The following is a 16,859-nucleotide window of genomic DNA, read 5'->3' on the forward strand; positions in this document are numbered from 1 at the left end:
AGGAAGCTCCAGCAACGTTTCACAATAGGTTGTGGAATTATAGGGAGGGGCTTTGGATAGACTGAGCGCTTCAAAATCACCTGGGAGCCTTCCATGGCAGAGCCACTTCTGATTGCCAGGCACGGCGCCACCGAGTGCTCGCTGCTGCCGGGCCTGACCAACCGCCATGGGCTGATCACGGGCGCAACGGGCACGGGCAAGACCGTCACCTTGCAAACGCTGGCCGAGCGCCTGTCCAGCATTGGCGTTCCCGTCTTCATGGCGGACGTCAAGGGCGACCTGACCGGCATGAGCCAGAGCGGCAACATCGGCGAGAAATTGGCCGCCACGCTGAAGGATCGGGGCATCGAGCTGCCCGCGCCGCTGGCCTGCCCGGTCACGCTTTGGGATGTGTTCGGCGAACAGGGCCACCCCGTGCGCGCGACCATCTCCGACATGGGCCCCCTGCTGCTGGGCCGAATGCTGGACCTCAACGAAACGCAAGCCGGCGTGCTCAACCTGGTGTTCAAGATCGCGGACGACGGCGGCATGCTGCTGCTCGACCTGAAAGACCTGCGCGCCATGCTTCAGCACGTGGGCGAGAACGCCAGCCAGTACACGACGGAGTATGGAAACATCAGCGCCGCCAGCGTCGGCGCCATCCAGCGCGGCTTGCTGCAAATCGAGACGCAAGGCGGCGACAAGTTCTTCGGCGAGCCCATGCTCGACATTGCCGACTTCATGCAGACCGTCGGGGGCAAGGGTGTCGTGAACATCCTGACCGCCGACAAGCTGATGAACTCGCCGCGCCTGTACGCGACCTTCCTGCTGTGGCTGCTGTCGGAGCTGTTCGAGCACCTGCCCGAGATCGGCGACCCGGACAAACCCAAGCTGGTGTTCTTCTTCGACGAGGCGCATTTGCTGTTCAACGAGGCGCCCAAGGCCCTCGTCGAGCGGATCGAACTGGTCGTGCGGCTCGTTCGTTCCAAGGGCGTGGGGGTGTTTTTCGTCACCCAGAACCCGCTGGACATTCCCGATTCCGTGCTGGCCCAGTTGGGCAACCGCGTTCAGCACGCGCTGCGTGCCTTCACGCCGCGCGACCAGAAGGCGGTCAAGGCCACAGCCACGACCATGCGGCAAAAGCCAGGACTGGATATCGAGACCGCGATCACGGAGCTTGCGGTGGGCGAGGCGCTGGTGAGCTTCCTCGACGAAAAAGGACGCCCCAGCGTCACCGAGCGCGTGTACGTGGTTCCGCCAGCGAGCCAGATCGGACCGATCACGCCGGTTCAACGCCAGGCGCTGCTGGCGGGGTCGCTGGTGGCCGGAGTCTATGAAAAGGCGGTGGATCGCGAATCCGCCTATGAAACGCTCAAGGGCCGCGCGGCCAGCGCGCCCGATGCGCCCGTGCCCGGCAAACCGGGCGCACCCGGCGCCGCGGCAGAAAGCGGCGGGATCATGGGCAACCTCAATGAAATCCTGTTCGGCACGACCGGCCCCCGCGGCGGCAAGAAGGACGGACTGGCGCAAACCATGGCCAAGTCCGCCGTCCGCACCATGGGAACCACCGTGGGCCGCGAGATCCTCCGCGGCGTGCTGGGCGGTATTTTCGGCTCCAAGAAAGGGCGCTGACCGCGCCGGCTTGTTGCACGTGCCAGGCCAGCCGCACCCCATGCAACTCCCTTGGCTCGCACCCGGCGAACCCGTGCCCGCGGCGTCGAGCGCCTGGGGCCCGCGCGACCCCGTGCCCGGCTTGCTCGCCGCGGGCGGCGCGCTGGATGTCGCGAGCCTGCTGCAGGCCTACAGCAGCGGTGTTTTTCCATGGTTCAGCGAGGGCCAGCCCATCCTCTGGTGGAGCCCGGATCCGCGGATGACGCTGGACGTGTCGCGCTTTCGGGTGCACCGGTCGATGGCCAAGACCTTGCGCCGCTTCGTGGCCGACCCGCACTGCGAAGTGCGCTTCGACACCCAGTTCGAGGCGATCATCGGCGCCTGCTCGAAGATGCCGCGCACCGGCCAGTCGGGCACGTGGATCGTCCCTGAAATGATCGAGGCCTACGCGGAACTGCATCGCGCGGGCCATGCGCATAGCGTGGAGACATGGGTCGACGGGCAACTGGTGGGGGGTCTGTATTGCGTCAACATCGGTCGGGCGGTGTTCGGCGAATCGATGTTCGCGCTGCGTCCCGACGCCTCGAAGATCGCCTTGTCGGCACTGGTCGCCTTCAGCCGCCAGCACGGCATCGGCATGATCGATTGCCAGCAGAACACCGCGCATCTGGCCAGCTTGGGCGCGGCGGAAATGCCACGCTCCCAATTCGTGGCACATGTGTCACGGGCTCGTCAACTGGCAGCTCCCACGTGGCGTTTTGACCCCGTATACTGGACTCAACTCCTGCCTGCGCGACCCCTCCAGCCGACGACGTGACGCACCTCAAGGACCTCCCTTTCCAGACCCTGCAGTTCTATGCAACGGCGCCGTATCCGTGCAGCTACCTGCCTGACCGCCTTGCAAGGTCGCAGGTCGCCACCCCCAGTCACCTGATTCACAGCGACGCGTATTCGGACCTGGTGCTGAGCGGGTTCCGGCGCAGCGGCATGTTCACCTACCGCCCGTATTGCGATGGCTGCCACGCCTGCGTGCCCCTGCGGGTGCGGGTCAATGAATTCAAGCCCAGCCGCAGCCAGCGCCGGGCGCGCGCCCGGCACGCCGATTTGCAGGCGCGCGTTCTCAAGCTCTGCTTTGTGCCCGAGCACTACCAGCTCTACCTGCGCTACCAGAATGGCCGCCACGCGGGCGGCGGCATGGACCACGACAGCATCGACCAGTACACGCAGTTCCTGCTGCAAAGCCGCGTCAATTCACGTCTTGTGGAGTTTCGCGAGACGCTTCCGGACGGCAGCCCCGGCGCGCTGAAGATGGTGTCCATCCTGGATGTGCTCAACGATGGCCTGTCCGCCGTCTACACCTTCTACGAACCCGATGCCGGCGCCGCCTACGGCACCTTCAGCGTGCTGTGGCAAATCGAGCAGGCGCGCCAGCTCGGCCTGCCGCACGTCTACCTGGGCTACTGGATCCAGGGCAGTTCGAAGATGAACTACAAGATCCGCTACGCCCCCAATGAAGTACTGGTCGATGGACGCTGGCAAGCGCAATCCCATTTCACCAAGTAAAATTGCCAGCAGTCCCCAACCTGCTGAGCCATGAGAAAAACACAGTCCGACGTTCCTGCGACGCCCGTCATCCAGGTGATCGAGCGCATGTTTGCGCTGATCGATGTGCTGGCCTCGCGCGAAGAGGCAATCTCGCTGAAGGAAATCAGCGAGAAAACCGGCCTGCATCCCTCCACCACGCACCGCATCCTCAACGACTTGGCCGTGGGCCGCTTCGTGGACCGCCCCGAGGCGGGCAGCTACCGCCTGGGCATGCGCCTGCTGGAGCTGGGCAATCTCGTCAAGGGACGGCTCAACGTGCGTGATGCGGCGCTGGCCCCCATGCGGGAGCTTCACAAGGTCACGCAGCAGCCCGTCAACCTGAGCATGCGCCAGGGCGACGAAATCGTGTACATCGAGCGTGCCTTCAGCGAGCGTTCGGGCATGCAGGTGGTGCGCGCCATCGGCGGCCGGGCGCCCCTGCACCTGACGTCCACCGGCAAGCTGTTCCTTGCGCTCGACGATCCGCAGCGTGTGCGCAGCTATGCCACGCGCACGGGCCTCGCGGGCCACACCCGCAACAGCATCACGCAGTTGCCGAACCTGGAGCGTGAGCTGTCGAAGGCGCGCCAGTACGGCATCGCGCGCGACAACGAAGAGCTGGAGTTGGGGGTTCGCTGCATGGCCGCCGGCATCTACGACGACCAGGGCAAGCTGGTGGCGGGCTTGTCGATTTCCGCACCGGCGGATCGACTGGACGACGGATGGCTGCCCAAGCTGCAGGCCACCGCCAATGAGATTTCAGGGGCGCTCGGCTACAAGGCGACGAATTCCAGTACGCCGTCCGGTACGGCCGCACCAGCCGCTTGACCTGCGGCCTGATTGCTCAGGCCGCAACCGTTGATCAACCCGCCGCGTTGGACGTGACAACCGGCGCGTGGCTCGCAGCCGGCGCCATCATTTGCGTGGCTTCAACCCAGCGACGAACACGTTCGGCGTCGCCAATCCGGCTCAGCTTGCCGGCGGAATCCAGGAACACCATGATGAGCTTGCGCCCGGCAATCTTGGTCTGCATGACCAGGCACTGGCCTGCTTCGGAGATGTAGCCGGTCTTTTGCAGGCCGATGTCCCACTCGGGGTTCTTCACGAGGCGATTGGTGGTGTTGAACTGCAGGACGCGGCTTCCGATTTCGACCTGATGCTCAGGCGAGGTCGTGAGCTGCCGCAGCATCGGATCGGCGTAGGCGTAGTTCACCAGCACCGCCAAGTCTTGCGCGCTGGACTGGTTGTTGCTGGACAGCCCCGTCGGCTCCACATAGCGCGTGTCGCGCATGCCGAGCATCCGGGCCTTGGCGTTCATCATGCTGACGAAGGTGTCGAGGCCACCGGGGTAGGTGCGTCCCAAGGCATGTGCCGCGCGGTTTTCGCTCGACATCAGCGCCAGGTGGAGCAGCTCGCCACGCGACAGGGTCGTGCCCACGCGAAGGCGCGAACTGCTGCGCTTTTCGGTGTCGACGTCTTCTTCGGTGATGGTGATCGGTTCGTCAGCCGGCAAATGGGCTTCGCTGATCAGCACGCCGGTCATCAGCTTTGTGATCGATGCGATCGGCAGCACGGCGTGGTCGTTCTTGCTGAAAAGCACTTCGCGCGTGTCCTGGTCGACGACCAGTGCCACGCTCGACTTCAGGTCAAGAACGTCGTCCTTGCCGTGCAGGCCGGCCATCTGGCCGAATGAAAGACGGGGCGGCGCTTCGGCCACGCGCACCACGGAGCGGCGCTGGACGGCAACGTAGGTCTTGCCGTTGCGCTTGCCGAGGGTGGCCACCACGTTGCGTCCACCGCGAACACTCCTGGCGTCGTCGTCGTCCCTGGATGCCTTGGCACTCTTCGCTGCGGCGGGCTTTGCCTTGGCGGTTGAAGCGACCGCCGTCTTCCTGGCGGCGACTTCCTTCTTGGTGGCCGCCTGTGCACCAGACAACAAAATCGCCGTGGCGAAGAACGCGACGGCGATGGTGCGAAGGCCTGGCAGGAACCGCTGGCTAGAATCTCGGCGAAGACAGGCTTCGGGCATTTAAAAACTCTCCGGCGGCGACATATAAGCGCCGCAGTTTATCCAAATAGAAAAATACACGCAATATCAGTTACTTGCATCCTCTTCTTCCATTGAATACAAAGGACTACACCAAAACCTAGCCCTGCGCGGCAACTCTCTCAGCTTGGCTCTGTAACTTGTTGAGCGCACTCAAATATGCCTTGGCCGACGCTACCACGATGTCAGGGTCTGCCCCAACGCCGTTGACCACGCGGCCCGCGTTTTGCAGGCGCACCGTTACTTCACCCTGGCTTTCGGTCGATCCGCTGATCGCATTGACCGAATAAAGCACCATTTCCGCGCCGCTCTTGACGTGCGACTCAATGGCCTTGAGGGAAGCATCCACCGGTCCATTTCCATCGGACTGTCCGGTGACTTCCTTGCCCTCCACGGTGAACACGACGCGGGCGTGAGGCCGTTCGCCGGTTTCGCTGTGTTGGGAAAGTGACACAAAGCCAAACTGTTCACCAACGTGTGACCCGTCTTCGTCGCTGACAAGCGCGAGGATGTCCTCATCAAAAATATCGCTCTTGCGATCGGCCAGCTCCTTGAAGCGCATGAAAGCCGTGTTGATGTCCGACTCGCTCTCCATGGTGACGCCCAGATCCACCAGACGCTGTTTGAATGCGTTACGCCCGCTCAGCTTGCCCAGCACGATTTTGTTGTTGGTCCAGCCCACGTCCTCGGCACGCATGATTTCGTAGGTGTCGCGCGCCTTCAGCACGCCGTCCTGGTGGATGCCGGAGGCGTGTGCAAAGGCATTGGCGCCGACCACGGCCTTATTCGGCTGCACCACGAAGCCGGTCGTCTGGCTGACCATGCGGCTGGCGGCGAGGATGTGCTGCGTGTCGATGCCCAGGTCCAGCCCGAAATAGTCGCGGCGCGTCTTGACGGCCATGACGATTTCCTCGAGCGAACAGTTGCCCGCGCGCTCGCCCAGGCCGTTGATGGTGCACTCGACCTGCCGCGCGCCGCCGATCTTCACGCCGGCCAGCGAATTGGCCACCGCCATGCCCAGGTCGTTGTGGCAATGCACCGACCACACGGCCTTGTCGCTGTTGGGAATGCGCTCGCGCAAGTTCTTGATGAAGTTGCCGTACAGCTCCGGAATGGCGTAGCCGACGGTGTCGGGCACGTTGATGGTCGTGGCGCCTTCCTTGATGACGGCTTCGAGCACGCGGCAAAGGAAGTCTTCGTCGCTGCGGTAGCCGTCTTCAGGGCTGAACTCGATGTCGTCCATCAGGTTGCGGGCGAAGCGCACGGAGAGCTTGGCCTGCTCGAACACCTCATCGGGCGTCATGCGCAGCTTCTTTTCCATGTGCAGCGCGGACGTGGCAATGAAGGTGTGGATGCGGCCACGCGCCGCCCCTTTCAGCGCTTCGCCGGCGCGGGCGATGTCACGATCGTTGGCGCGGGACAGGCCGCACACGATCGAATCCTTGATGGCGTTGGCAATTGCCTTCACCGCCTCGAAGTCGCCGTTGGAACTGGCCGGAAATCCCGCCTCGATCACGTCGACCTTCAGGCGCTCCAGTTGCTTGGCGATGCGCATCTTTTCGTCGCGCGTCATGGAGGCCCCGGGCGACTGTTCGCCGTCGCGCAGGGTGGTGTCGAAAATGATCAGCTTGTCGGTCATCGTGAATCTCCTTTATTGCGGCCGGCGGCACGTGAATGCTCAGGCGGCTTCGACCTCGGATTGTGCGCCGTGCGGGTCGCGTGATCGACCCCGCTCGAGCCCGGAAACGATGGCCTTGAGCGAAGCCGAGATGATGTCGGCGTCGATCCCCACCCCGAAGAGGGTGCGGGACTCGTCGACACGCACTTCCATGTAGGCCACGGCGCGCGCATCGGCACCGGTTCCAATCGCGTGCTGGTGGTAGTCGATCACGCGAATGCTGTGGCCCGTGGCATCGGTGAGGGCATGGATGAAGGCGTCGACCGGGCCGTTGCCCTGCCCTTCGATGGCCTGCGTTGCGCCGTTCCACGCGAAGTCGCCGCGCAGCACGACGGATGCGGTTGCGCCCTCGCCTTTTTCCTCGAGCACGCGATGCGTCAGCGCATGGGCCGTGTTCAGGCCGTATTCGCGCTCGAAGAGGCTCCAGAGGTCGGCAGCGGTCAGTTCCTTGCCCGCCACGTCCATCACGCGCTGCACGGTCTGGCTGAACTCGATCTGCAGGCGACGCGGCATTTCGAGGCCGTATTCGCTCTCCAGCAGGTACGCGATGCCGCCCTTGCCCGACTGGCTGTTGACGCGAATGACCGCCTCGTAGCTGCGGCCGACGTCCTTCGGGTCGATGGGCAGGTAGGGCATGTCCCAGATGTCGTCTTCCTTGCGCGCAGAGAACGCCTTCTTGATGGCGTCCTGGTGCGAACCGGAGAAAGACGTGTAGACCAGGTCGCCCGCGTAGGGGTGGCGCGGATGCACGGGCAACTGGTTGCAGTGCTCAACGGTCGCGCGGATCTCGTCGATGTTGGAAAAATCCAGCTCCGGCGACACGCCTTGCGTGTAGAGATTGAGCGCCACATTGACCAGGTCGAGGTTGCCGGTGCGCTCGCCATTGCCAAAGAGGCATCCTTCGATGCGATCGGCGCCCGCCATCAAGGCGAATTCGCCTGCGGCCGTTCCGGTTCCGCGGTCGTTGTGCGGGTGCACCGAAAGCACGATGGCGTCACGCCGCGCGAGGTTGCGGTGCATCCACTCGATCATGTCGGCAAAGATGTTCGGCGTGGAATGCTCCACCGTCGAAGGCAGGTTGATGATGCACTTGCGCTCCGGCGTCGGCGCCCACACCTGCGTCACCGCGTCGACCACGCGCCTGGAGAAAGCGAGGTCGGTGCCCGAGAACATCTCCGGCGAATACTGGAAGGTCCACTGCGTCGAGGCTTGCTTGGCGGCGAGTTCATTGAACATCTGCGCGTGCGTTGTCGCGAGTTCCACGATGCCGTCCTCGTCCATGCCCAGAACCACGCGACGCATGATCGGCGCCACGGCGTTGTAGAGATGCACGATGGCGCGCGGGGCGCCATGCAGCGACACGAAGGTGCGTTCGATGAGGTGGTCGCGCGCCTGCGTCAGCACCTGGATCGTCACGTCATCGGGAATGCGGTCTTCCTCGATGAGCTTGCGCACGAAGTCGAACTCGACCTGCGATGCAGACGGGAAGCCGACTTCGATTTCCTTGAAGCCGATGTCCACCAGCATTTCGAACATGCGCATCTTGCGCGCGATGTCCATGGGTTCGACCAGCGCCTGGTTGCCATCGCGAAGATCGGTCGACAGCCAGATGGGCGCACGGGTCAGGACGGCATCAGGCCAGGTCCGGTCCTTCAGGCCGATCGGTGCAAAGGCACGGTATTTGCGGCTGGGTTGCTTCAACATGATGATTTCTCTTGGCTGGTGGAGGATCAACCAGCAACCCCAAAAACAAACGGCCCGTTGCTGGTGCGAACGGGCCGTTGGTCAGAAAAATTGCGCCTGCGCTACTGACTCCGCCCGAAGGGGATGATTAGTAGGGCCAGCGACAGCTTTTGCATGGTGGCGCAACTCTAGCACAACTCGGGCGGCATCTGGCAAGTCGCCCTACTTGTGCAGGCCTCGCTCGTCAGGCTCTTCCGTCGAGACACTGATCACGCTGGTCTGCTGCCCCTTGGCCCTGCGCCAGGCATAGACCACGTAGCCGCTCAGACCATAGGCCACGAACAGGCTGAACAGCACGGTCGGCGGATGGATGTTGATGACGGCAATGCCCAGCGCGATCAGCACGATGGTTGCAAATGGCACGCTCTTTTTCACCTGCACGTCCTTGAAGCTGTAGAACGGCGCGTTCGTCACCATCGTGAGGCCTGCGTACAGCGTGAAGCCAAAGGTGATCCACGTGATCTGTTGCCAGGTGAGGTAGAGCACATCGCTGCCGCGCTTGCCCCACTCCGTCATGAGCCAGATGAAACCCGCGACCAGCGCTGCAGCAGCCGGCGACGGCAGCCCCTGGAACCAGCGCTTGTCGATGACCGCCGTGTTCACGTTGAAGCGTGCGAGGCGCAAGGCAGCGCAAGCGCAGTAGACAAAGGCCGCGATCCAGCCCCAGCGGCCCAAGCCCTTGAGCGACCACTCGTAGGCGATCAGCGCTGGCGCAGCGCCGAAAGACACCATGTCGGACAGCGAATCCATCTGCTCGCCAAACGCGCTTTGCGTGTTGGTCATCCGCGCGACGCGCCCGTCGAGGCTGTCCAGAATCATGGCGGCAAACACGCCCAGCGCAGCCTGGTCGAAGCGCCCGTTCATCGCCATCACGATGGCGTAGAAGCCACCGAACAAGGCCGCCAGCGTGAAAAGATTCGGGAGGATGTAGATGCCCTTGCGGCGCTTGCGCGGCTCCACATTCGAGGCGTGATCCTGATGCGTGTCGTCATGCATGAATGCGGCCTCCGGCGCCCGAATCGGCGCAGCAAGCGAAAAAGTTCATGACAAAACGAAGAGAAGGTTGCATCGGTTGAAGTGTAGTTCAGGCCCAAAGGGGCCCCGGCAAGAAAAAGGGCCACCGCACGCGGTGACCCCGTCATCGGGCGCGAGCCAAACGGCCCGCGGCCAGTTGGCTTAGTTGCGGGTCTGGTCGACCAGCTTGTTCTTCTTGATCCAGGGCATCATCGCGCGCAGCTTGTCGCCGACGACTTCGATCTGGTGCTCGGCGTTCAGGCGGCGACGGCTGATGAGCGTCGGTGCGCCACCGGCGTTTTCCAGCACGAAGCTCTTGGCGTATTCGCCGGTCTGGATGTCCTTCAGCACTTGCTTCATGACCTTCTTGGTCTCTTCCGTCACGATGCGCGGTCCGGTGACGTACTCGCCGTATTCGGCGTTGTTCGAGATCGAGTAGTTCATGTTGGCGATGCCGCCTTCATAGATCAGGTCGACGATCAGCTTGAGCTCGTGCAGGCATTCGAAGTACGCCATTTCGGGCGCGTAGCCGGCTTCCACCAGCGTTTCGAAGCCAGCCTTGATCAGTTCGACCGTGCCGCCGCACAGAACCGCTTGTTCGCCGAACAGGTCGGTCTCGGTTTCTTCGCGGAAGTTGGTTTCGATGATGCCGGCCTTGCCGCCGCCATTGGCGGTGGCGTAGCTCAGCGCCAGATCACGGGCCTTGCCGGACTTGTCTTGATGAACCGCCACGAGGTGGGGCACGCCGCCGCCTTGCGTGTAGGTGCTGCGAACCGTGTGGCCGGGGGCCTTCGGTGCGACCATCCACACGTCGAGGTCGGCGCGCGGCTGCACGAAGCCGTAGTGCACGTTGAAGCCGTGCGCGAAGACCAGCGATGCGCCTTCCTTGATGTTCGGAGCCACGTCGTTCTTGTAGACGCTGGCGATCTGCTCGTCGGGCAACAGGATCATGACCACGTCGGCCGACTTCACGGCGTCAGCCACTTCGGCGACCTTCAGGCCAGCCTTCTCGACCTTGGGCCACGAAGCGCCGCCCTTGCGCAGGCCGACGACGACCTTGACGCCACTGTCGTTCAGGTTTTGTGCGTGGGCATGACCTTGCGAGCCGTAGCCGATGATGGCGACGGTCTTGCCCTTGATCAGGCTCAGGTCCGCGTCCTTGTCGTAATAAACCTTCATGTCGATGCTCCTTCGTTGAATTCAGTGTGAGTGGGTGGTTGGATGTTGGGCGGGCAGCGTGTCTCAGACACGCAGGATGCGCTCGCCGCGGCCGATGCCGCTCGGGCCGGTACGCACGGTTTCGAGAATGGCACTGCGTTCGATCGCGTCGATGAACGCGTCGTTCTTGCCCATGTCACCCGTCAGTTCGATCGTGTAGCTCTTGTCGGTCACGTCGATGATGCGACCGCGGAAGATGTCCGCCATGCGCTTCATCTCCTCGCGCTCCTTGCCGACCGCGCGCACCTTCACCATCATGAGCTCGCGCTCGGTGTAGGCGCCCTCGGTCAGGTCGACGACCTTGACGACTTCGATCAAACGGTTGAGGTGCTTGGTGATCTGCTCGATGACGTCGTCAGATCCGGCGGTCTGGATCGTCATGCGCGAGAGGCTCGGGTCCTCGGTCGGCGCCACGGTGAGCGATTCGATGTTGTAGCCGCGGGCAGAAAAAAGACCCACGACGCGGGAAAGAGCTCCAGGCTCGTTTTCCAGCAAGACGGCAATGATGTGTTTCATGTTGGAGAGGCTCCTCTTTTCGCCGCCCTCCCCCACGCACGGTAATGCACGGGCTCGGCGGGCAATAGATTCGCCCTGGCTAAGTTGATCAAGTAGCCGGTCGCGTAACGATCCGGCCTGTCGTCTGTTTAAAGATCTTCGGAACCCAGCAGCATCTCGGTGATGCCCTTGCCGGCCTGGACCATCGGGAACACGTTTTCGGTCGGGTCGGTGCGGAAGTCCATGAACACCGTGCGATCCTTCAACTTGCGGGCTTCGCGCAGCGCCGGCTCCACGTCTTGCGGCCGCTCGATCAGCATGCCGACGTGGCCATAGGCCTCGGCGAGCTTTACGAAGTTTGGCAGCGCGTCCATGTAGCTGTGGCTGTAGCGGCCCGAGTATTCGATTTCCTGCCACTGGCGCACCATGCCCAGGTAGCGGTTGTTCAGCGCGACGATCTTGATCGGCGTGTTGTATTGCAGGCAGGTGGAAAGCTCCTGGATGCACATCTGCACCGAGCCTTCGCCCGTCACGCAATACACCTCGGAATCCGGCTTGGCCAGCTTGATGCCCATCGCGTAGGGAATGCCCACGCCCATGGTGCCCAGCCCACCGGAATTGATCCAGCGGCGCGGCTCTTCGAATCGGTAGTACTGCGCGGCCCACATCTGGTGCTGGCCGACGTCCGACGTGACGTACGTGTCGGCGTCCTTGGTCAGGTTCCAGAGCGTCTCGACCACGTGCTGCGGCTTGATGACGTCGGTGTTGCCGCGGTCGTACTTCAGGCAATCCTTGCTGCGCCAGCCTTCGATGGCCTTCCACCAGCCGGCGAGCGCGTCCGCGTCAGGCTTGATGTCGCTCTCGCGGATCATTGAGATCAGTTCGGTCAGCACGTCCTTGCAGTCGCCGACGATCGGAATGTCGACCTTCACGCGCTTGGAAATGCTTGAGGGATCCACATCGATGTGAATGATCTTGCGTTCGTTTTGCGCAAAGTGCTTGGGGTTGCCGATGACGCGGTCGTCAAAGCGCGCGCCCACGGCCAGCAGCACGTCGCAGTTCTGCATCGCGTTGTTGGCTTCGATGGTGCCGTGCATGCCGAGCATGCCCAGGAACTTGCGGTCGCTGGCCGGATAGGCGCCCAGGCCCATCAGCGTGTTCGTGACCGGATAGCCAAGCATGTTGACCAGCGTACGCAGTTCATTGGTTGCGTTGCCGAGCAACACGCCACCGCCCGTGTAGATGTACGGACGCTTGGCGGTCAGCAGCAATTGCAGCGCCTTGCGGATCTGGCCGCCGTGGCCCTTGCGCACGGGGTTGTACGAGCGCATCTCGACCTTGTCGGGATAGCCGGTGTACGTGGTCTTCTTGAAGGAGACGTCCTTGGGCACGTCCACCACCACCGGGCCGGGGCGGCCGGTGCGTGCGATGTGGAAGGCCTTTTTCATCGTCATCGCCAGGTCCTTGGGATCCTTGACGAGGAAGTTGTGCTTGACGATGGGGCGGGTGATGCCGACCGTGTCGCACTCCTGGAACGCATCCAGGCCGATGGCGGGCGTCGGGACCTGGCCCGAGATGATCACCATCGGGATGCTGTCCATGTACGCCGTCGCGATGCCGGTCACCGCATTGGTGAGGCCGGGGCCCGAGGTGACCAGCGCAACGCCGACTTCGCCCGTGGCACGCGCATAGCCGTCGGCTGCGTGGACTGCTGCTTGTTCGTGACGCACCAGCACGTGCTGGATGGTGTCCTGCTTGTAGAACGCGTCGTAGATGTAGAGAACTGCGCCGCCGGGGTAGCCCCAGACGTACTGGACGTTTTCAGCCTGCAGTGCCTTGACCAGCACTTCAGCGCCCATGAGTTCCTGCGATTGACTGCCGGTGACGGCTGCTGCGGAAGCGAGTTCCGCCTTTGACATTTCCATGATGAACCTTTGTGTTTTTTCGGGAACGAAAAACCTTGGGTGCCTCTTCGCCAACTCTTGTGAAGCCGCGTCGAGACTTGAGGCCAAAGCCATGGGCGGAATGATTTCCACCGGACGTTGACCCGTTTGCCTTTTGACTTGCAAGGCGGATTATGACACTGACGCACCCCCAGATTCGTCCTGGCGTCAGAAATCTCACCCCGAGGCATAATCCGCGGCGGCAAAAGAAGCTCACCGCCCCGCCTTCTTCTCTCACGAGACATACACACGCAGCGCCCCACGCTCCCCCTCCCGCTTGGCAACCGAAAAAGAACTTTCCGACTTCCTCAAGAGTGTCGAACGACGCGCTTTCAAGCGCTCGGTGTATCACGTGCGGGATGACGAAGCGGCCCTGGACATCGTGCAGGACAGCATGATGAAGCTGGCCGAGCACTACGGAGACAAGCCCGCCAACGAATTGCCGATGCTGTTCCAGCGCATCCTGTCGAACTGCACGCTCGACTGGTTCCGGCGCCAGAAAACGCGCCGGGCGCTCTTTTCGAACCTGAGCGACTTCGAATCGTCGGACGAAGACACAGATTTCGACCTGCTCGGGAACTTTGTGTCGCCCGCCGACAACAGAGAGACCGAAAGTGCCGAGGACACCACCCGCCGGGCCCAGATCCTGCGTGGGATCGAGGAAGAGATCGCGGCCCTGCCGGGCCGTCAACGAGAGGCTTTCCTGATGCGTTACTGGGAAGAAATGGACGTCGCCGAAACGGCTGCGGCCATGGGCTGTTCCGAAGGCAGCGTCAAAACTCACTGTTCGCGCGCCGTTCACGCCTTGAGCCGCGCGCTGAAGGCCAAGGGAATACAACTGTGAACACTCGACTCTCGCCCTCTACCGTCGATCTGGAGGATCGTTTCGGCACGCGCATCGCGGCGCGACTGACGGCGGGCAACCAGGAGTTGCCGCACGACATCGGCGAGCGCCTGCGCTCGGCCCGAACGCAGGCCGTTGCGCGCCGCAAGGTGGTGCAAATGCGCACCGCCACCGCCGTCGTCGGCAACGGCGGCGCCGTGTCGCTGGGCGGCGGCTGGTGGACGCGCATCGGCTCCGTGGTTCCATTGGTTGCCCTGGTCGCGGGCCTCGTCGCCATCAGCGTCCTGCAGGACGACAACCGGGCCAGCGAGCTCGCCGAAGTCGACGCCGCACTGCTGACCGGCGACCTCCCCCCCGCCGCCTATACCGATCCGGGTTTTGCACAGTTCCTCAAGAGTGACGACAGCGTTGTTCACTGACCCCAACCACATTCGCCGCCTTCCCGCCGCCGGTCGGGGGCACGTCCCCCACCTTGCCTTCGCCTGCCTGCTCGGCTTGGTGCTGATCGCCGGTGCGCAGTTGCCCGCGTACGCGCAATCCGGCGGCGCCACCGGCGGCTCTACCGCGGCGGCTGGCAGCGCCAAGCCGGCCATCACGTCGCGCCCGCTCTGGAACGAACTCAGTCCCACGCAGCACGAGTCCCTCGCGCCGCTGGCGCCGCATTGGAACAACCTGCACGAGGCGCAAAAGCGCAAGTGGATCGCCTTGTCGCGCAATTACGACAGCATGACGCCTGACGAACAGGCGACGCTCCACAGCCGCATGACGGAGTGGGCCGGGCTGAGCCCCCAGGAACGCACGCAGGCCCGGCTGAACTTCGCCGAGGTGAAGCGCCTGTCCTCCGCCGACGATCGCAAGGCCAAGTGGGAGGCCTATCAGGCCCTGAGCGACGAAGACAGGCGCAAGCTCGCAGAGCGCGCCGGAACGCGGCCGCCCAGCGCCGCGGCCCCTGCCCGCCCCGTTCCTTCACAAAAACTGGCGCCAGTGCCCGCTGCTACGACCGCCGGCGGCCAGCACATGCCCCGGATCCAGTTGGCGCCCCCCGCCGCAACCCCAGAACCCGCCACCCTGCGCACGACCGGACCTGCGTCGCCGGCTCAGTAGGCATTTCGACGCCCCGATGGTCTCTGCCCTTCCTGATATTCCCGCGTCCGGTGAATCCGTGACGCCATCCGCTTCCGGCGACGACGACGGCGCTTCGCGCCTGATGGCGCCCGGCCTGTGGCGACGCATGGCCTGCTGGCTCTATGAAGGCATGCTGCTCTTTGCGGTCGTTTTCGTGGCGGGTTGGCTCTTCAGCACGCTTTCCCAGATGCGCAATGCCGTGGACCCACGGCAGCACCAATTGCTGCAGGCTTTCCTGTTCATCGTGCTCGGCATTTATTTCGCATGGTTCTGGTCCAAGGGCCAGACGCTGGCCATGAAGACCTGGGGCATCCGGGTGGTGGATGCACATGGCCGCGCGCTATCCCAAGGGCGAGCGTTGGCGCGGTACCTCTTGAGCTGGATCTGGTTTCTTCCGCCGCTGGCCGCACTGGCACCGTTCCAGGTCTCGGGCGGCGAATCAGCTGTCATCGTGATGGGATGGGTGGTGGTGTGGGCCTTGCTCTCGCGCTTTCACCCGCAACGGCAGTTCTGGCACGACGCTTGGGCAGGCACGCGCCTCATTCGCTCCAAGCCGATGAGCCGCCGATGAAAGAAGGCGACGCTCAGCAAGCCAATCCGCAGTTGGCCCGCCGCGGGTTGACCCGGATTTGGCACGCCGGCCTGATCTCGTGGAACGGCCTGCGCGCAGGCTGGGGCGAGCCGGCGTTTCGCCAGGAGGCCATTCTGGCGATCATCATGATCCCCCTGGCCCTGTGGCTCGGACAAGGCTGGGTCGAATCCGCATTGCTCGCCGGCAGCGTCATGCTGGTCTTGATCGTGGAATTGCTCAACAGCGCCGTCGAAGCGGCGATCGACCGCATCGGGCCGGAATGGCATGCGCTCTCCAAAAGCGCCAAGGATCTGGGCAGTGCCGCGGTCCTGCTGGCGCTGCTGCTGGCCGGCGCCATCTGGATCGCCGCCCTGTGGCATCGTTTTGTCGCCTGAACGCGGCATGATGAGCGGATGAATCCTGCATTTTCAATTTGCGTTTACTGCGGCTCGCGCTCCGGCGAACAAGCCGCCTACACCGCCGCCGCGCACGCCGTGGGCCAATGGATCGGCAAACACGGCGGCCAACTGGTTTACGGCGGCGGGCGCACCGGACTCATGGGCCTGGTGGCCGAATCCACGCGCGCCGCGGGTGGCCGGGTGGTTGGCGTGATTCCCAAGGCCTTGGTCGACAAGGAACTGGCCAACCCCTTGTGCGATGAACTCCACGTCGTGGAGACGATGCACGAGCGCAAGGCCATGATGGCCGAGCGCTCCGATGCCTTCCTGGCCTTGCCCGGCGGCATCGGCACTTTCGAGGAACTGTTTGAAATCTGGACCTGGCGCCAACTGGGCTACCACGACAAGCCGGTCGGCATTCTGAACGTGGCCGGCTACTACGACGCGCTGCTCGAATTCCTGGCACACAGCGTGCGCGAGGGCTTCATGGGCGAATGGCAGATGGGCCTGGTTCGCACGGGCGAGGTGCCTGCCGATCTGCTGCAGGCCCTGCGCGCTGACGTCCCGCATCACGCGCAAGACGGCCGGCTTGCCAAGAGCATCTGACTG

17 protein-coding genes are annotated in these 16,859 nt (G+C 63.6%); 10 read left to right on the top strand and 7 right to left on the bottom strand.

What is annotated here, in order from left to right; all coding sequences use genetic code 11:
* The first annotated feature begins 93 nt into the window (after positions 1 to 93).
* The 4 genes from QTI66_RS09590 to QTI66_RS09605 are packed head-to-tail and all read left to right on the top strand — an operon-like array spanning position 94 to position 4,002.
* The gene (locus QTI66_RS09590; protein WP_286559261.1) at positions 94 to 1,611 is read left to right on the top strand and encodes a helicase HerA-like C-terminal domain-containing protein; all 1,518 of its coding nucleotides are present in this window, start codon (positions 94 to 96) and stop codon (positions 1,609 to 1,611) included.
* A 40-nt stretch (positions 1,612 to 1,651) separates the two neighbouring features.
* A complete protein-coding gene (gene aat, locus QTI66_RS09595) occupies positions 1,652 to 2,407 on the top strand; it encodes a leucyl/phenylalanyl-tRNA--protein transferase (RefSeq protein WP_286559262.1) in 756 nt (251 codons plus the stop codon).
* Positions 2,404 to 3,153 carry an arginyltransferase gene (locus QTI66_RS09600; RefSeq protein WP_286559263.1) on the top strand — a complete coding sequence of 250 codons (750 nt, stop codon included), beginning with the start codon at positions 2,404 to 2,406 and terminating at the stop codon, positions 3,151 to 3,153. The genes aat and QTI66_RS09600 overlap by 4 nt, the downstream gene beginning before the upstream one ends.
* A 30-nt stretch (positions 3,154 to 3,183) precedes the next feature.
* Positions 3,184 to 4,002 carry an IclR family transcriptional regulator gene (locus QTI66_RS09605; protein WP_286559264.1) on the top strand — a complete coding sequence of 273 codons (819 nt, stop codon included), beginning with the start codon at positions 3,184 to 3,186 and terminating at the stop codon, positions 4,000 to 4,002.
* Positions 4,003 to 4,036: 34 nt separating this feature from the next.
* On the opposite strand, the gene QTI66_RS09610 is transcribed toward QTI66_RS09605, so the two are convergent.
* From QTI66_RS09610 to QTI66_RS09640, 7 genes are all read right to left on the bottom strand, one after another.
* Positions 4,037 to 5,203, bottom strand: coding sequence for a serine hydrolase (locus QTI66_RS09610; RefSeq protein WP_286559265.1), 1,167 nt, complete (start codon positions 5,201 to 5,203; stop codon positions 4,037 to 4,039).
* 118 nt (positions 5,204 to 5,321) lie between these two features.
* Positions 5,322 to 6,860 (bottom strand): 2-isopropylmalate synthase, encoded by a 1,539-nt coding sequence (locus QTI66_RS09615; protein WP_286559266.1) that lies wholly within the window; start codon positions 6,858 to 6,860, stop codon positions 5,322 to 5,324.
* 39 nt (positions 6,861 to 6,899) lie between these two features.
* Positions 6,900 to 8,603 carry a 2-isopropylmalate synthase gene (leuA, locus tag QTI66_RS09620; protein WP_286559268.1) on the bottom strand — a complete coding sequence of 568 codons (1,704 nt, stop codon included), beginning with the start codon at positions 8,601 to 8,603 and terminating at the stop codon, positions 6,900 to 6,902.
* Between the two features lie 201 nt (positions 8,604 to 8,804).
* Complete coding sequence (pssA, locus tag QTI66_RS09625; protein ID WP_286559269.1) at positions 8,805 to 9,638, bottom strand: CDP-diacylglycerol--serine O-phosphatidyltransferase; 834 nt, start codon at positions 9,636 to 9,638, stop codon at positions 8,805 to 8,807.
* Positions 9,639 to 9,818: 180 nt separating this feature from the next.
* Positions 9,819 to 10,835 carry a ketol-acid reductoisomerase gene (gene ilvC, locus QTI66_RS09630; RefSeq protein ID WP_286559270.1) on the bottom strand — a complete coding sequence of 339 codons (1,017 nt, stop codon included), beginning with the start codon at positions 10,833 to 10,835 and terminating at the stop codon, positions 9,819 to 9,821.
* A gap of 63 nt (positions 10,836 to 10,898) precedes the next feature.
* On the bottom strand, positions 10,899 to 11,390 hold the full coding sequence (ilvN, locus tag QTI66_RS09635) for an acetolactate synthase small subunit (protein ID WP_286559272.1): 492 nt from the start codon (positions 11,388 to 11,390) through the stop codon (positions 10,899 to 10,901).
* A 128-nt stretch (positions 11,391 to 11,518) separates the two neighbouring features.
* The gene (locus QTI66_RS09640; protein WP_286559273.1) at positions 11,519 to 13,294 is read right to left on the bottom strand and encodes an acetolactate synthase 3 catalytic subunit; all 1,776 of its coding nucleotides are present in this window, start codon (positions 13,292 to 13,294) and stop codon (positions 11,519 to 11,521) included.
* 295 nt (positions 13,295 to 13,589) lie between these two features.
* On the opposite strand from QTI66_RS09640, the gene QTI66_RS09645 reads away from it, so the two are divergent.
* Genes QTI66_RS09645 through QTI66_RS09670 form a run of 6 tightly spaced genes read left to right on the top strand, consistent with a single transcriptional unit; the run spans position 13,590 to position 16,856 of the window.
* A complete protein-coding gene (locus QTI66_RS09645; protein WP_286559274.1) occupies positions 13,590 to 14,156 on the top strand; it encodes an RNA polymerase sigma factor in 567 nt (188 codons plus the stop codon).
* The gene (locus QTI66_RS09650; RefSeq protein ID WP_286559275.1) at positions 14,153 to 14,575 is read left to right on the top strand and encodes a DUF3619 family protein; all 423 of its coding nucleotides are present in this window, start codon (positions 14,153 to 14,155) and stop codon (positions 14,573 to 14,575) included. The genes QTI66_RS09645 and QTI66_RS09650 overlap by 4 nt, the downstream gene beginning before the upstream one ends.
* On the top strand, positions 14,565 to 15,260 hold the full coding sequence (locus tag QTI66_RS09655; RefSeq protein WP_286559276.1) for a DUF3106 domain-containing protein: 696 nt from the start codon (positions 14,565 to 14,567) through the stop codon (positions 15,258 to 15,260). The genes QTI66_RS09650 and QTI66_RS09655 overlap by 11 nt, the downstream gene beginning before the upstream one ends.
* A 16-nt stretch (positions 15,261 to 15,276) precedes the next feature.
* Complete coding sequence (locus QTI66_RS09660) at positions 15,277 to 15,852, top strand: RDD family protein (protein WP_444814977.1); 576 nt, start codon at positions 15,277 to 15,279, stop codon at positions 15,850 to 15,852.
* The gene (locus QTI66_RS09665; protein WP_286559277.1) at positions 15,849 to 16,247 is read left to right on the top strand and encodes a diacylglycerol kinase; all 399 of its coding nucleotides are present in this window, start codon (positions 15,849 to 15,851) and stop codon (positions 16,245 to 16,247) included. The genes QTI66_RS09660 and QTI66_RS09665 overlap by 4 nt, the downstream gene beginning before the upstream one ends.
* Before the next feature lie 18 nt (positions 16,248 to 16,265).
* Entirely contained in the window at positions 16,266 to 16,856 is a 591-nt protein-coding gene (locus tag QTI66_RS09670) for an LOG family protein (protein WP_286559278.1), read from the top strand.
* Positions 16,857 to 16,859: the final 3 nt, after the last annotated feature.

Origin of the sequence: Variovorax brevis (assembly GCF_030317105.1) — a bacterium.
Classification (GTDB): domain Bacteria; phylum Pseudomonadota; class Gammaproteobacteria; order Burkholderiales; family Burkholderiaceae_C; genus Variovorax; species Variovorax brevis.

What these genes read in the sequence shown, in the direction of transcription:
- QTI66_RS09590 (WP_286559261.1), top strand. Translation starts at nt 94, where the DNA reads ATGGCAGAGCCACTTCTGATTGCCAGGCACGGCGCCACCGAGTGCTCG.
- aat (WP_286559262.1), top strand. Translation starts at nt 1,652, where the DNA reads ATGCAACTCCCTTGGCTCGCACCCGGCGAACCCGTGCCCGCGGCGTCG.
- QTI66_RS09605 (WP_286559264.1), top strand. Translation starts at nt 3,184, where the DNA reads ATGAGAAAAACACAGTCCGACGTTCCTGCGACGCCCGTCATCCAGGTG.
- QTI66_RS09610 (WP_286559265.1), bottom strand. Translation starts at nt 5,203, where the DNA reads ATGCCCGAAGCCTGTCTTCGCCGAGATTCTAGCCAGCGGTTCCTGCCA.
- QTI66_RS09615 (WP_286559266.1), bottom strand. Translation starts at nt 6,860, where the DNA reads ATGACCGACAAGCTGATCATTTTCGACACCACCCTGCGCGACGGCGAA.
- leuA (WP_286559268.1), bottom strand. Translation starts at nt 8,603, where the DNA reads ATGTTGAAGCAACCCAGCCGCAAATACCGTGCCTTTGCACCGATCGGC.
- pssA (WP_286559269.1), bottom strand. Translation starts at nt 9,638, where the DNA reads ATGCATGACGACACGCATCAGGATCACGCCTCGAATGTGGAGCCGCGC.
- ilvC (WP_286559270.1), bottom strand. Translation starts at nt 10,835, where the DNA reads ATGAAGGTTTATTACGACAAGGACGCGGACCTGAGCCTGATCAAGGGC.
- ilvN (WP_286559272.1), bottom strand. Translation starts at nt 11,390, where the DNA reads ATGAAACACATCATTGCCGTCTTGCTGGAAAACGAGCCTGGAGCTCTT.
- QTI66_RS09640 (WP_286559273.1), bottom strand. Translation starts at nt 13,294, where the DNA reads ATGGAAATGTCAAAGGCGGAACTCGCTTCCGCAGCAGCCGTCACCGGC.
- QTI66_RS09660 (WP_444814977.1), top strand. Translation starts at nt 15,277, where the DNA reads ATGGTCTCTGCCCTTCCTGATATTCCCGCGTCCGGTGAATCCGTGACG.
- QTI66_RS09665 (WP_286559277.1), top strand. Translation starts at nt 15,849, where the DNA reads ATGAAAGAAGGCGACGCTCAGCAAGCCAATCCGCAGTTGGCCCGCCGC.
- QTI66_RS09670 (WP_286559278.1), top strand. Translation starts at nt 16,266, where the DNA reads ATGAATCCTGCATTTTCAATTTGCGTTTACTGCGGCTCGCGCTCCGGC.